At 73.2% G+C, this 13698-nt stretch carries 13 protein-coding genes and 1 pseudogene; 4 read left to right on the plus strand and 10 right to left on the minus strand.

Annotated features, from left to right (window positions below):
• From BCD48_RS52970 to sigE, 3 genes and pseudogenes are all read right to left on the minus strand, one after another.
• Positions 1-866 (minus strand): annotated as a pseudogene (locus BCD48_RS52970) (hypothetical protein); the annotation flags it as partial.
• A gap of 220 nt (positions 867-1086) precedes the next feature.
• Positions 1087-1803: a hypothetical protein gene (locus BCD48_RS49760; RefSeq protein WP_071051402.1), complete on the minus strand. Its 717-nt coding sequence runs from the start codon at positions 1801-1803 to the stop codon at positions 1087-1089.
• A complete protein-coding gene (sigE, locus tag BCD48_RS28040) occupies positions 1800-2588 on the minus strand; it encodes an RNA polymerase sigma factor SigE (protein WP_071051430.1) in 789 nt (262 codons plus the stop codon). Before sigE ends, BCD48_RS49760 begins: the two co-directional genes overlap by 4 nt.
• A 232-nt stretch (positions 2589-2820) precedes the next feature.
• Here sigE and BCD48_RS28045 point away from each other — a divergent pair, with 232 nt between their 5' ends.
• The 3 genes from BCD48_RS28045 to BCD48_RS28055 all read left to right on the plus strand — a co-directional run bounded on the left by BCD48_RS28045 (position 2821) and on the right by BCD48_RS28055 (position 4995).
• Positions 2821-3483, plus strand: a complete 663-nt coding sequence (locus BCD48_RS28045) for an O-methyltransferase (protein WP_071051403.1) — start codon at positions 2821-2823, stop codon at positions 3481-3483.
• A gap of 320 nt (positions 3484-3803) precedes the next feature.
• Complete coding sequence (locus tag BCD48_RS28050) at positions 3804-4505, plus strand: PGRS family protein (RefSeq protein ID WP_083419305.1); 702 nt, start codon at positions 3804-3806, stop codon at positions 4503-4505.
• 94 nt (positions 4506-4599) lie between these two features.
• Positions 4600-4995 (plus strand): hypothetical protein, encoded by a 396-nt coding sequence (locus BCD48_RS28055; protein ID WP_071051404.1) that lies wholly within the window; start codon positions 4600-4602, stop codon positions 4993-4995.
• Between the two features lie 83 nt (positions 4996-5078).
• Here the strand turns inward: BCD48_RS28055 and BCD48_RS28060 are convergent, their stop codons facing one another.
• The 3 genes from BCD48_RS28060 to BCD48_RS28070 form a co-directional block, all read right to left on the minus strand.
• Complete coding sequence (locus BCD48_RS28060) at positions 5079-6863, minus strand: leucyl aminopeptidase family protein (protein WP_071051405.1); 1785 nt, start codon at positions 6861-6863, stop codon at positions 5079-5081.
• A gap of 238 nt (positions 6864-7101) precedes the next feature.
• Positions 7102-7269: a DUF3117 domain-containing protein gene (locus BCD48_RS28065; RefSeq protein WP_007511639.1), complete on the minus strand. Its 168-nt coding sequence runs from the start codon at positions 7267-7269 to the stop codon at positions 7102-7104.
• A gap of 306 nt (positions 7270-7575) precedes the next feature.
• Positions 7576-7965, minus strand: a complete 390-nt coding sequence (locus BCD48_RS28070) for a DivIVA domain-containing protein (RefSeq protein ID WP_116271694.1) — start codon at positions 7963-7965, stop codon at positions 7576-7578.
• Positions 7966-8481: 516 nt separating this feature from the next.
• Here BCD48_RS28070 and folP point away from each other — a divergent pair.
• Positions 8482-9423, plus strand: a complete 942-nt coding sequence (folP, locus tag BCD48_RS28075) for a dihydropteroate synthase (protein WP_491677179.1) — start codon at positions 8482-8484, stop codon at positions 9421-9423.
• A 297-nt stretch (positions 9424-9720) separates the two neighbouring features.
• On the opposite strand, the gene BCD48_RS28080 is transcribed toward folP, so the two are convergent.
• The 4 genes from BCD48_RS28080 to BCD48_RS28095 form a co-directional block, all read right to left on the minus strand.
• Positions 9721-10326 carry an LOG family protein gene (locus BCD48_RS28080; RefSeq protein WP_071051406.1) on the minus strand — a complete coding sequence of 202 codons (606 nt, stop codon included), beginning with the start codon at positions 10324-10326 and terminating at the stop codon, positions 9721-9723.
• A gap of 47 nt (positions 10327-10373) precedes the next feature.
• Positions 10374-11270, minus strand: a complete 897-nt coding sequence (locus BCD48_RS28085) for an LOG family protein (protein ID WP_241842034.1) — start codon at positions 11268-11270, stop codon at positions 10374-10376.
• A gap of 129 nt (positions 11271-11399) precedes the next feature.
• The gene (gene dapE, locus BCD48_RS28090) at positions 11400-12491 is read right to left on the minus strand and encodes a succinyl-diaminopimelate desuccinylase (RefSeq protein ID WP_071051407.1); all 1092 of its coding nucleotides are present in this window, start codon (positions 12489-12491) and stop codon (positions 11400-11402) included.
• A 249-nt stretch (positions 12492-12740) separates the two neighbouring features.
• The gene (locus BCD48_RS28095) at positions 12741-13580 is read right to left on the minus strand and encodes a 2,3,4,5-tetrahydropyridine-2,6-dicarboxylate N-succinyltransferase (RefSeq protein WP_071051408.1); all 840 of its coding nucleotides are present in this window, start codon (positions 13578-13580) and stop codon (positions 12741-12743) included.
• Between the last annotated feature and the right edge of the window lie 118 nt (positions 13581-13698).

A 13698-nucleotide genomic window follows, 5' to 3' on the forward strand; every position in this document is an offset into this window, starting at 1 on the left:
GTCGATGGCCGCTGGGGCGTTGATCTCTGAGGCGATGGCCTCTGGGGTGGTGACCGCCGCTCGGACGGCGGCGCCACCGGCGGCCGTGGAGCCGAGGCCCGTGCCGACGGCGCGCCGTCGGCACGGGTCGTCGACTCGCGACGATCCTCGCCGGCGCGGTCCAGGTCAACGGCGTCCGCCGGCGGCGCCGAGGACGAGGAGGAGCGCCGGGCGTCACCAGGCGGGGGCGACGCGGGTGGACGCGGCGCCGAGGCGGGAGCCGGAGCAGCCGGAGAGGCGGCGGCGGGCTTCGCCTGCTCGGCCCCGGACGGCGTCTCGTCGGAGTCGTCCCGTGCGTCCGTCCCGGGCTCGTCGGCCCGGGTGCGCCACCAGGCGGGGCGTTCAGGCCCGCGGACCGTGGTGGTTCGCGCCGCCGACGCGACGCCAGTCGGCGCCGCGCTCGCGGGCGCAGGGCTCGCCGAGGCGGCCTTGGCCGGGCTCTCGGCCGCCTTGGCCGGGCTCTCGGCCGCCTTGGCCGACCCGGGGCTTCGCTCTCGCGCCGAGCCCGCCGATGGCGAGCTCCGCTCGGGCCGAGCGGTCTGTGGTGCGTCGGTCTTCCCACCAGCCGGGCCGGCCGGATCCGCCGGTTCCGACGGGGACCCGCGCTCTGCCGGGGTCTTCTCGACCGCCGGCGGGGCGGCGGCGGAGGCGACTGACAACGCTCGCGCGTCGGAGGACCGATCGGTGCCCGCGTCCCGGCCTCCGGCCAGGTCGGCGGGTAGGACGGCGTCCGCGAGAGCCTGCGCCCGTTCCAGCGCGACCCGTCCCAGGGCGCCCGCCTGCGCGGTGTCGCGACGCAGAGACTCACCGTCGTCGGTCACGCCCACGGGCCCTCCGATCACGCCCACACCACTCGGAAGGAACCCGGGCCCCTGGGCCCGCCTGCCCAGGGCGGCGTGCGCGGAATACACGGTAAAGCCTGTTGGTGAACCTACCCACAGCGGTTGGACAGACAACCCACATCAGGTAGCCGATTCACGGCCTGGAGGGCGCAACGTGACCTAGATACGCCATGCGGTGGCCCTGGTAGCCGAATTCCGCGGCGGCTCAGCCTCGGGCGGCGAACGAAACCGACGAGACCAATGGCGTCGTCCCGCCCCTGTTGACCACAGGTAGTTGGGTGGCGGGAGCGGGCGGGCGGATGGTTGTTCCGCGCGCGACGGTCGGCTGGTCCCCCACGGCGGCGCCGGTCACCGTCAGCAGCATGAGCGCGGCGGACCCGACCAGGGTCCTGCGCACTCTCGCCTGGCCACGACCGGCCCGGCCCTCCTCCAGGCGGCGGATCCGCCGGATGCCCCCGGCCCGGGGAGACCGCGGGCGCGGGCGCGACAGATCGACCGCGGCCCCCGCCAGGTCGACCCGGCCGGGTGGTGCCGCCAGCCGCCCCCACGGCGACGGTCCTAACGCGGCCAGGCTCGTCGGCACCGCCAGCGGCAGGCGCGGGTGCGCCGCGCGCCGCCGGCTCGCGCCGCCCGGCCGCACCGGCCCGGGACGATGGACCGCCGCACCGCGGCCACCCGCGGCGCCGGTCGGTGCCAGCGGCTGCTGCCGCGTCCCGCCGAGACCGACAAGCCGGTCGGCCAGGCCCTCCGGCAGTGACGGGGCCCACAGGCCAGACAGCCGCTGCTTCATCCGCCGGTGTTCCGCGACCTCCTCGCGGCAGGCGGCGCAGTGCGCCAGATGGGCCAACGCCCGGTCTCGCTCATCGTGGCAAAGCTGGCCGTCCACGAGCGGGCAGAGCCGCTCGCCGAGGTGCGGCGTCACGCGCGGCCTTCCCGCGCCGCGCCGATCTCGACGCCGACCACGCCCGCGGTCGCGCGACGTCGGCGGCCACGCGGCCGCGTTCCCCCCTCCCGAGAGAGAGCCGCCTCCGCCGGAGGCAGCGACGAGGCCGGCGGGACGACGTCGGCCGGGGCCGCCGACGCGGGCGGTACCGCGCCGATCTCGGCGGTCAGGGCCTGGGTCGGCAGCGCCACGCCCAGGCGTGACTCGCGCGGGGCGCGATCCGCCAGCGCGGCGCGCAGCATCGCCCTGCCCCGCGAGATCCGGCTGCGCACGGTGCCGAGCTTGACGCCCAGCGTCTGCGCGATCTCCTCGTAGGACAGTTGTTCGATGTCGCAGAGGACCACGGCCGCACGGAAGTCCGGTGGCAGCGCCGCGAGCGCGGCCTCGATGTCCGCGTCCAGGTGCGCCTCGGCGTACACGGCCTCCGGGCTCGCCTCACGACCCGCGAGCCGTTCCGTGTCCTCCGGGAGCGCGTCGAAGCGGATCTTCTGCTGGCGGCGCATCCGGTCGAGGAACAGGTTGGTGGTGATCCGGTGCAGCCAGCCCTCGAACGTGCCGGGGGTGTAGTCGGCGAGCGACCGGAAGACCCGGACGAAGACGTCCTGGGTGAGGTCCTCCGCGTCGTGCGCGTTGCCAGTGAGCCGGTAGGCAAGCCTGTACACCCGGTTGCCGTGCTCCTTGACCACGTCCTCCCAGGACGGTGGCACCCAGGCCGCATCGGCCGTTGGGCTGGGCACGACCGCCGAGGCCTGCTGGGCCGCCAGGACGGACGGCTTGGCGTCCGGTCCGTTCACGGCTGCCTCTCGGTCGACTTTGAACGACGACCGTACTCGACGGGCAGGCCATGGCGCGGCAATTCCCGCTGCGGACACGAGCCCTTCTCCTCTCGGTCTGCTAGGACGACGCGGTAGCAGTGTGCGACATGGCTCGACACGAACTTTGATGAACGATGCAACGCGCCGCTCTTGCACGCCGTTCCCGTAGGCTGCGTTTGTCATGCCGGACACCGACATCGGCGCACACGATCGAGCCGCCGCCTTCGCCGAGGGCTTCCTGCTGGAAGACCCCATCCTTCGTGCTGCCCGCGCACGTGCCGAGGAGGTCGGGATTCTCCCGGTCAGCCCCGGTGCCGGCGCGGTGTTGCGTTTCCTGGCCGCGTCCGTGGGCGCGCGTGCCGTCGTCGAGATCGGTACCGGGACCGGTGTCTCGGGTACCTGGCTGCTGCGCGGGATGCGGCCGGACGGCACGCTGACCACCATCGACGTGGAGGCCGAACACCTCCGGCTGGCCAGGCGCACCTACGCGGACGCCGGGATGGCGTCCAACCGCAGCCGCCTGATCACCGGCCGCGCCCTGGACGTCCTGCCTCGGCTCACCGACGGGGCCTACGACCTGGTGTTCTGCGACGCGGACCGCCGGGAGGGCACCGAGTACCTCACCCAGGCGCTGCGGCTGCTGCGTCCGGGCGGTGTGGTTGTGTTCGCGGGCATCCTTATCGACGGCCTCGCCGCCGACCCAGCGGTTCGCAACCCGGAGGTCATGGCCATCCGGGAGCTTGCGACGGCGGTCCGCGACGATGCCCGGCTCACCCCGATGTTGCTGAACGCCGGCGACGGCCTGCTGGTGGCCGCCGTCGCGAAGTCCTCGCCCGTCGGGTAGCCGGGATCTCCGGGGTTCCCGCCGGATCGGCGACAGGGTTCCCGGCGAGCCGGCCTCGTCGGTCCGGGCGGCTGGCGGTCTGGGAGGTCGGCCGGCGGGTCCGGGCCCACGAGCCGGTGGTGGTGCTGTCACGTTTTCCAGCTCACTCCCATTGGCTTAGGGCCGCCTGAAGGCGCGGTAAGCATGTCGGCATTCCGACAGGCACGCGGGCGGTCGAGGCGGCGGCGGTGGGGCCCTGCTCAGGCGCACGCGACGGCGAACTAATGTCGAGTGGCGGTGTCCGCGCACCGTGGAACGAAGCGGCACCTGGGGGAAGGATCATGTCGGGCAAGCGGTTCGGTGGTGGCACTTCCGGTGGGGATCCCAGGGAGCGCCGCCACCCGTCACGTCGGCGTCATCCGCTCTCCGTCGGCGGTCGCGGCGACCAGGGCAGCAACGGCTCGCTCGCCGCGTTCCTGGTCGGCGTCGCCGTCGTCGCCGGCCTGATCGGTTTCACCCTCAACCGGATGACCACCGGGAGCGACGGCACCCCCACGCCGGCGGTCACGCCGACCGCCGACGCCGCCACCGCGGCCGACCCGCTGGCCGGCCTGACCGCCGAACAGGTGGCGATCCGGCTGCTCGGCGCCGGCGTGCCACTGCGCACCTCGATCGTCTATGACGCGTCGAGCGACCCGAACCAGCTGCTCGGCAAGCCGGGCGGCTACACCAGCAAGATCGCCTTCCTGGACGCCAGGACCGGCATCAGCCCGGCGGGTGTCACCAGCAAGGACCCGGTCGAGCAGGGTGGCAGCATCGAGGTCTTCGCCGATCCGGCCGCCGCGAGCTCCCGGGTTCAGCAGCTGCGGACGATCAGTTCCTCGAGCCAGCTGGTTCAAGAGGCCGACTACCAGCACGGCGGAGTAGTGCTGCGGGTGTCGCGCTACCTCAAAAAGGCGGACGCGGACGGCTATGGGGACGCGCTCGCCGCGCTCGCGACGTCAGCCGCCGTGGCGCCGGACGCCACGGCCACGGCCGGCTGAGCATCCGGGGCCGCCGTCCGTGGTGCCACCCGGCCTGGCGATTCGGGACCAACGGGGCAGATTGACGCCGGCTCCCAACGGGAACCGCACCTCTGTGAACGTCCACGAGTTCTACACGGCCGACCCGCGGCGGCAGGAGTCCGAGGAGATCTCCTTCGGCGAAGGGTGGACCGATCACACGGACCCGTCGTCGACCTACCGGCTGAGCTGGGTCGAGGTGACGGGTGAGATCTACGCCGTGCGCGAGCCCCACCCGGGCGGTGGCCTGCTGGCGGCGGTCTTCGACCACTACAACGTCCACCAGGCCGACGTCGACGAGATGAAGGTGGAAATCCTCGCCGTCGCCGACCTGGCGAGTATCGAGAAGGCACTGGCCGGCTGGCGCGAGCGGCTCGGCGAGCATGACAGCCTGCGCTGGGCCCGCGAGCGGCTGAGCCCGATCCATCAGGCGGCTGAGGCCGAACGGGGACTCGACGCGCCGAACGTCTGAACTCGGGCCAGAAGCCGGGCGCGAGCGGCACCACCGGCCAGCGGCGATGCCGCCGGCCCAGGAACGGCGCCGCCGGCCCGGCGTCAGGAAGCCGGGACGGCGGCCGGGACCGAGGAGTCGACGGCCGTCGGCGCCGCCGCCGTGGTGAGCCAGCGCAACAGGGTGCGCACGCCCCAGCCGGTGCCGCCCCGGGTGATCTCGGCGTCGTCGGAGTCCGCGCGGGCCGTACCGGCGATGTCCAGGTGCGCCCAGGGCAGCCCGTCGGTGAACTCGCGCAGGAACAGCGCCGCCGTGATCGACCCGCCACCCACGTCCAGCGCCCGGCCGATGTTCGCGAGATCGGCGACCGGCGACTCCAGCGCCGGGCGGTACTCCTCGACGAGCGGAAGCCGCCAGACCCGCTCGCCAGCCTCCGCGGCGGCCGCGGTGAGCCCGTCAGCGAGCGCGTCGTCGGACGCGAACAGGCCGGCGGTGCGCCGGCCGAGCGCGACCGAGATCGCCCCGGTCAGGGTGGCGAGATCCACCAGCAGGTCCGCGCCGAGCGCGCCCGCCGCGTACGCCAGCCCGTCGGCGAGCACCAGCCTGCCCTCGGCGTCGGTGTTGAGCACCTCCACCGTCCGCCCGCCCCAGCAGGTGATGACGTCGCCGGGGCGCATCGCCGCGGCTCCGATCATGTTCTCCGCGATGCAGAGCAGCCCGGTGACCCGGCCGGGCGCGCCGAGCTCCGGCAGCGCGACCATGGTCGCGAGCACGGCCGCCGCGCCCGACATGTCCGTCTTCATCCCGGCCATCGACCCCGCCGGCTTGAGCGAGAGCCCGCCGGAATCGAAGGTGATCCCCTTGCCGACCAGGACGCGGTGCCCCAGCTCGGCGCCGTCAGCGGTCGGCGGCCCGTCGTAGCGCAGCTCGACCAGGTAGGGCGGGCGTACCGACGCCGCGCCGACCGCGACCAGGCCGCCGAAGCCGCGGGCCTCGAGTTCCCGGACGTCCATCAACGACGCGTCCAGCCCAGCCGCCCGCGCCGCCGCGACCGCCCGCGCGGCGAGCCATTCCGGTGATTTCACCAGGCTTGGCATGTTGACGAGATCACGGGCGGTCAGCACGGCCCTGGCGAGGACGCCGGCCCGTCGAACCGCCTCCGCGGCCTCCGCCAGCTCCGTCGGCGTCAGCGCGCGCGACGTCCAGACGATGACCTCGTCGACGCCATGCCCGCGCTCCGGCCCCGTCACCGGCACGGCGGGCTCCTCCGCCGGCGAGACCTCATCCGTCTCCCTGGAGGCATCCGCGGCGTCCACGGCGTCGGTGACGCGCTCGTCGCCCTGCAGGTCGGTCTGTCCGGCGGAGAGATCGCCAACCTCGGCATCCGCTGAGGCGGCGGTGACATCGGACGCGGCCTTCCCGGCGCCGCGGGGCTGCCGGTAGGAGGCGAGCGCGAGGCCCTCGGTGAACGCGGCCAGCGCCGCCGAGTCCGGGTCCGCGACCAGCGCCACCCGGTCGCCGGCGCCGGCCCGGCGGGCAAGCGCCGCGCCGGCCGAGCGCCAGTCGGCGCCGCTCCCGGTGCCGGCGCCCACCAGGAGAAGCCGGGCCGGGGGCTCGGCGCGGGCCAGCGGAACCAACAGAACCGAGCCAGCGTCGCCGCCGAAGGTGTGAGTGGTCAGCAGCGCGTCAAGATTGATACCAAGTTCGGCGCAGGCGGCGCCCGCTATCGGGCTGACCTGGTAGCCATCCCTGACCGTGGCTGAGCCAGCCGTGCCGGCTTCGCCCGAGCCGCCCTGGCCGTCGGAAGCCGTCTCCTCGGACGACAGCACGACCACTGCGAGCGCGGACGAATCCGGCGCGGCCGGACCGCCGGGTCGTAGGGTGACCACCGGGACGCTCCAGCGCCCCAGGTCACCATCACGGATGGAGATAGTCACACTTCCCTGATCGCGATCAGCTACCACGGACCGAGACGGTTCTTCCCTGCCCATCGGCGTCGAGCGCCGAGGCAGAGCGAGGCTCGACCTCCAGGCAGTCCAGAGGAAGCTCTCCCGACGGACATCCGACACGAGCCCGCGGAAGCTACCCCCGCGCTGTGAGGGCGACGAGCAGGGCGGGCCGTCCGGCTTACCCGACCGCGGTCTTGAGGGCGTCGCCGAGCGCGCTCGCCTCGTCAGCGGTGAGCTCAACGACGAGCCGGCCCCCACCCTCGAGCGGGACACGCATCACGATCCCCCGCCCTTCCTTGGTGACCTCGAGCGGACCGTCACCCGTCCGCGGCTTCATGGCCGCCATCGGTGCACCTCTTCCTGCCGTCGGACCTACGTCTGCCGACGATTATCCCGTAGCCGGGGCAGCAAACCGAAACACGGCCCTCCGCAGAGCCACAACGGTCGACGCAGCCGCCCCACCGATCTGCCAGGTCAGACCCGACGCCGGCTGATAGGTCCGGCGGCGCGGCGGACCAACGGTAGATCCACGGAGACTCGAAGGCGGACCCGGACAGAAGGTATGTCACGGATGCCCCGGTTTATGACGGGTCCGCGAGCCGGTGCGAGGTTCGGCGGGCAGCCCGGGCGGGTCGAGCGGGAGAACGATCGTCTAGGCCAGCGGAGGCTGGGAACTGGTGGGCGAGAACGCGTCCGTGGGGGCGGTACCCGACGCCGGCGGAGACGCCGGCAGATCCGCGTGGGCAAATGTGGCCAGCCGGACCAGTTCTTCGTCGCGACGGGCCAGCTCGTCATCCCGCCAGGCCAGCTCGCTGGCGAGCCTGGCGAGCAGTGCGTCCACCTCGGCCATCCGGTAGCCGCGGAAGGCAAGGTTGAGCCGGGCCGCGGCGACCTCACGCGCGCTGACCGGACCGGTCGCCGGCAGGCCGGTCGGCACGGCGTCCGGTGGGGCCGGCGCCATCCGGTCGAACCAGCCGACGGCAAGTGCCGCGACCACGAACACCACTGCGGCGATCACGAGGACCTCGATGACGAGCACCACGCCCCGATGGTAGCTCCCCCACCGATCTGACAGACCCGACCAGTCCTCGGCCCGGATGCTCGGCGCTGGTTCGGGGCCCGCAGTCAGATCGGCGGGGACCCCTCGCCTGGGTAGACGCCAAACCAGACCGTGTCCCGGACGCTCGGCGCTGGTTCGGGGTCGGCAGTCAGATCGGCGGGGACCCCTCCTGCTTCCCCACCGATCTGACAGACCCGGCTAGACCCTTGTCCGAACGCCCTGCTCCATCCGGGCCGGTCGTCAGATCCGGACCTCCCAGATCACGACCTCCCAGATCGCTGACCTCCCAGATCACGACCTCCCAGATCGGCTTCGCCGATCTGGCAGGGACCCCGTCCGCCGATCCGGCAGGGACCCTGTCGCCGATCCGGCAGGGACCCCGTCCGCAAGCTCCGCCGATCCGGCAGGAACCCCGGGGGACCCCTCGCGTGGGTAGACGTCAAGTAGCGGGGCGGCTGAGGTCGGCACGCGCGTCGGGGGGTCTGGCAGGCTCGGGGTGTGTCTCGTGACGTCGCCGTGCCCACAGGTCCGCCCCAGGCAGCCGCGCGGGCGGCACCGGGTCCCGAGCGGCGGCCGGGGCCGCTGCGGCTCGGGACGCGGGTGTTCGGGCCGACCGAGACGGTCGTCATGGCAATCGTGAACCGGACACCGGACTCGTTCTTCGACCGCGGCTCCACCTACGGCGAGGCCGAGGCTCTGGCCGCCGTCGACCGGGCGATCGCCGAGGGCGCGGGGATCATCGACATCGGCGCGGTCAAGGCCGCCCCCGGCGGCGAGGTGAGCCCGGTCGAGGAGCTGCGCCGCATCGGCGGGTTCGTCGCCCGGGTGCGCGCCGCCCACCCGGACGCGGTGATCAGCGTGGACACCTGGCGGGCCGAGGTCGGCCGGGTGGTGGTCGGCGAGGGAGCCGACCTGCTCAACGACGCCTGGGGTGGCGTGGAACCGGAACTCGCCGAGGTCGCGGCCGAGGGCGGAGTGGGCCTGGTCTGCACGCACGCCGGCCACCTGCCGCCGCGGACCCGCCCGCACCGGATGAGCTATCCGGATGTCGTGGCCGACATCGTGGCCACCACCAGCGCACTCGCCGAGCGCGCCGTCGCGGCCGGGGTGCGCCCTGATGCGGTGATCATCGACCCGGGGCACGACTTCGGCAAGAACAGCCGGCATTCGCTCGAGGCGACCAGGCGGACCGATGAGCTGGTCGCCACCGGGTGGCCGGTGCTGATGGCGATGTCGAACAAGGACTTCATCGGCGAGGCGCTCGACGCGGCCGTCGAGGAGCGGCTGGAGGGCACCCTCGCGGCGACCGCCGTCAGCGCCTGGCTGGGCGCCCGCGTCTTCCGCGCCCACCAGGTGGGAGCGACCCGTCGCATCCTGCGCATGGTGGCGGCCATCCGCGGCGACGCCGACCTAGCCGTGGCCCGCCGCGGCGTCGTCTGAGGCGGTCCCGCGGCGGACGCTTCGCGCCCGCCGCCGGGCGCCGCCTGTCGGGCGCTGAGCCTGACCTCCCAGATCGGCTTCGCCGATCCGGCAGGGACCCTGCTCCCCACGTGGTACCGAGGCTGAGGCGTATGACGGTGGTGGGCCTGATTCCGGGCTGACGACGTGGCTGGGTTGGCGCTGCGCTGATGCGCCGTCACCTTCTGTGGCCGAGTTGCGCATATTGCTCGCTAGAACGACGTCACATCCGCCGCGCGGCTTGATGCCGAGACCCTTGGGACGTCCAGAACCGGCTCCCTAGTCGATCGGAGGGGCGGAAGCTTCGATGGCCTCGTCGGGGCTGGGCACGACCGTGGGGAGGGCCGCGACGGCGGCCTCCAGAAAGTCGAGGGCCTCGGTCGCGGTTGTGGCCCAGCGCAGCAGGTCGCGTGCGTTGGGGCGGACGAAGCCACGGTCGACGAGGCCGTCGACGAGCGTGTGCAGGTGGGCGAAGACCCCGTCGGGATCGCACACGACGATCGGCTTGGTGTGCATGCCGAGCATCGCCGCGACCCACACCTCGAACAGTTCTTCAAGCGTGCCGAGACCGCCGGGCAGCGCGAGGAAGGCATCCGCCCGACCGTCCATGATCGCCTTACGCTCCCGCATGGTCTCGGTGATGATCAGCTCGTCGGCGTCGGTATCCGAGACCTCCAGCTCCAGCAGCTTGCGCGGGATCACCCCGAGGGTGTGCGCACCGCCGGCGCGGGCGGCGCGGGCGACCCCGCCCATGCAGGAGATCGAGCCTCCGCCGGAGACCAGGTCGTGGCCGCGGGCGGCCAGCTCCGACCCGACCTGGGCGGCCAGCAGCACGTAGCCAGGGTCGATGCGCTCGGACGACGAGCAGTAGACGCATATCCTCATAGGGCACACGGCCTCACCGGGGGCACGGCCTCACCGGGGGCACAGCCTCACGAGGCCACCCGGCCTGGCTCGCTCGGCGGGAGCGAGGGCCGCACGCCGCCCGGGCCCGCCGTGCCCTCGACGACCAGCCGGACCGCCTCATCGACGTCGTCGGTGATCGAGACCAGGTCCAGGTCGGTCTCCTTGATCCGGCCGGTCGCGGCGACCGTCGAACGCAGCCAGTCCAGGAGACCACGCCAGTAGTCGGTGCCCATCAGCACCACCGGGAACCGGGTCACCTTGCCGGTCTGTACCAGGGTGAGCGCCTCGAACAGCTCGTCGAGCGTGCCAAAGCCACCCGGCAGGCACACGAACGCCTCGGCGTACTTCACGAACATCGTCTTGCGGACGAAGAAGTACCGGAAGCTGACCCCGAGGTCGACCCAGTCGTTGAGCCGCTGCTCGAACGGCAGCTCGATGCCGAGCCCGACGGACAGGCCGCCGGCCTCCTGCGCGCCCCGGTTGACGGCCTCCATCGCGCCCGGGCCGCCGCCGGTGATCACGGCGAAGCCGGCGTCGGCCAGGGCGCCACCCAGCCGGCGGCCCACGGCGTAGTCCTGATGGTCGCGCGGTACCCGGGCCGACCCGAACACGGTCACCGCGCGCGGGAGGTCGGCGAGCAGGCCGAAGCCCTCGACGAACTCGCTCTGGATACGCAGCACCCGCCACGGGTCGGAATGGACGAAGTCCGCGGAATCCTGGTTGGCCAGCAGCCGCTGGTCGGCTGTGGAGTGGCGGACCTGCCCGCGCCGGGCGACCTGCGCGCCCCGGCGTTGTTCCGGCGGCGGTGGCGACAGGTGGTCGGTGTCGGGCTCGCCCTGGCTCTGCCCCGCGGGCACGGGCGTGCCGAGCACGTCCGCCGCGTCAGGCAGGGCGGCCGGCTCACCAGACTGGAAGCGTGTCACCACGGCACCATAGGCCAACCGCGGACCGGACCCACGGGGCCGGTCAGTACGGCGCAGGTTTGACATATGAGATAGATCATATAAATCTGCGCGAGCGCGCGCGACGGGCGCCGAGTCCAGCCATCGCCGTCATGCCGTGGATCTCGCTGGTTTCACCCGCGCGGTGAGGTAGGCCCGCAGGACGCGCTCGGCTTCGTCGACCAGGGCCAGTTCGACGTACTCGTCGCGGGTGTGGGCGAGGTTGGGGTCTCCGGGGCCGTAGTTCAGGGCCGGGATACCGAGCGCGGCGAAGCGGGCGACGTCCGTCCAGCCGTACTTCGCCCGCGGGGTACGGCCGGTGGCGGCCAGGAAGGCACCCGCCGCCGGCGCCGCCAGGCCGGGCGGCGCGCCGGCCGCGCTGTCGGTCAGTTCCAGCTCATACCCGGCGAGCACCTCGCGGACGTGCGCGAGGGCGCCCGCCTCGTCCCGGTCCGGGGCGAACCGGAAATTGATCATCACGTCGCAGCGGTCCGGGATGACGTTGCCGGCCACCCCGCCCGAGATGCGCACGGCGGACAGGCCCTCCCGATACTCACAACCGTCCAGGACCACCGCGCGCGGCTGGTAGGCGGCGAGCCGCGAGAGCAGGTCACCCGCTCGGTGGATGGCGTTGTCGCCGAGCCACGAGCGGGCCGAGTGGGCCCGCCGGCCCGGCAGCGTCGCCACCACCCGCAGCGTGCCCTGGCAGCCCGCCTCGATCTCGCCGGCGGTCGGCTCCATGAGGACCGCGAGGTCGCCGTCCAGCCAGTCGCGGTGCGCCGCGACGAGCCGGCGCAGCCCGTTTCGGGCGGCGGCGACCTCCTCGTTGTCGTAGAACACCCAGGTCAGGTCGTGCGTCAGGCTCGCCAGTGGCACGGTGGCGGCGAGGTGCAGCATCACGGCGACGCCCGCCTTCATGTCGGACGTCCCGCAGCCGTAGAGCCGGTCGCCGTCGCGGCGGGCCGGCAGGTTCTCGGCGACCGGGACGGTGTCCAGATGGCCGGCGAGGACCACCCTGCTGGGCAGGCCGAGATGGGTGCGCGCCACGACCGCGTCGCCATCGCGGTCGACGGTCAGGCCGGGCAGGCCGGCCAGGGCCTTCTCGACCGCGTCCGCGAGCGGCCCTTCACCACCGCTCACCGACTCGACGTCCACCAGCGCCCTGGTCAGCTCCCCCGGCGGCGCCGCGATGTCCAGCTCCATGCCCGCACCCTATTGCCGAGCGTCCCGATGCCAAGCCAGCCACCGCCGGTGACAGCGCCTCTAGCGCAGCGTCAACGCAACCACGTCGTCAGCCCGGCACCACTCCAGCCACCGTCATACGCCTGTACCCGGCACCACGCGGGGAGCAGGGTCCCTGCCGGATCGGCGAAGCCGATCTGGGAGGTCAGGCTCAGCGCCCGACAGGCGCTGCCCGGTTGTGGGCGCGGAGCGTCCAGCAACGGGAGCGCCTCAGGCGCTGACGCCGTGCTCACGCAGGATGTCATTGAGGGCCAGCTTGTCGTGGATCTGGCCCTCGGCGAGGGTGCGCAGCACCACGATGCAGGGCATCGCGAAGTCCCCGCCCGGGAAGTTCTTGACCCGGCTGGCGCCGACCGCGACGGCCCGCTCCGGGATCTCGCCGCGCGGGTACTCCTCGCCGGTCGTGGCGTCGAACACGTGGGTGGACGCGGTGAGGATCGAACCGGCCCCGAGCTTCGCGCCACGGCGGACCCGGGCGCCGTCGACCACCATGCACCGGCTGCCGACGAAGGCATCGTCCTCGATGACGACCGGCACGGCGTTCGGCGGCTCGAGCACGCCGCCGAGGCCGACACCACCGGAGAGGTGCACGTTGCGGCCGACCTGCGCGCACGAGCCGACGGTCGCCCAGGTGTCCACGAGGGTGCCGGAGTCGACGTAGCCGCCAATGTTGGTGTAGCTCGGCATGAGCACGGCGCCGGGCGCGATGTGAGCGCCCCAGCGGACGATCGCGCCCGGGACGACGCGGACACCGTCGAACCGGGTCTTGAGCGGCACCCGGTCGTGGTATTGGAAGGCACCGGCCGCCGACTCGACCATCGGCAGGACCTTGAAGGACAGCAGGATGGCCCGCTTGGCCCGCTCGTCGACGACGACCGCGCCGCTCGCCGCGACCTGTGCGACCCGGGCCTCGCCCGCGTCGATGGCGTCGACGGCCGCGACCACGGCCTTGCGGGCGTCGGAGTCGTCCGGGCTCAGCTCGGCCCGGCGCTCCCAGAGCTCGTCGACGACGGGGTCAAGCGGAGAGGCGAAGGATTCAGAGGTGCTCACCCGCCCGACCCTAACCGCCCTGGACGGAGGAACAGGCCGAGGAGGTGCGAGGGGCGCAGCTGCCCACGGACCTCGGCTGGCCGGTCCTGGCGCCAGCCCCACGGGACCGGACGGCTAG

It is taken from the genome of Pseudofrankia coriaricola (assembly GCF_001854805.1).
Classification (GTDB): Bacteria; Actinomycetota; Actinomycetes; order Frankiales; family Frankiaceae; genus Pseudofrankia.

Coding starts and splice junctions, on each gene's coding strand:
- BCD48_RS28050 (WP_083419305.1), top strand. CDS start 3,804: ATGTCGGGCAAGCGGTTCGGTGGTGGCACTTCCGGTGGGGATCCCAGG.
- dapE (WP_071051407.1), bottom strand. CDS start 12,491: ATGGAGCTGGACATCGCGGCGCCGCCGGGGGAGCTGACCAGGGCGCTG.
- BCD48_RS28045 (WP_071051403.1), top strand. CDS start 2,821: ATGCCGGACACCGACATCGGCGCACACGATCGAGCCGCCGCCTTCGCC.
- BCD48_RS28065 (WP_007511639.1), bottom strand. CDS start 7,269: ATGGCGGCCATGAAGCCGCGGACGGGTGACGGTCCGCTCGAGGTCACC.
- BCD48_RS28080 (WP_071051406.1), bottom strand. CDS start 10,326: ATGAGGATATGCGTCTACTGCTCGTCGTCCGAGCGCATCGACCCTGGC.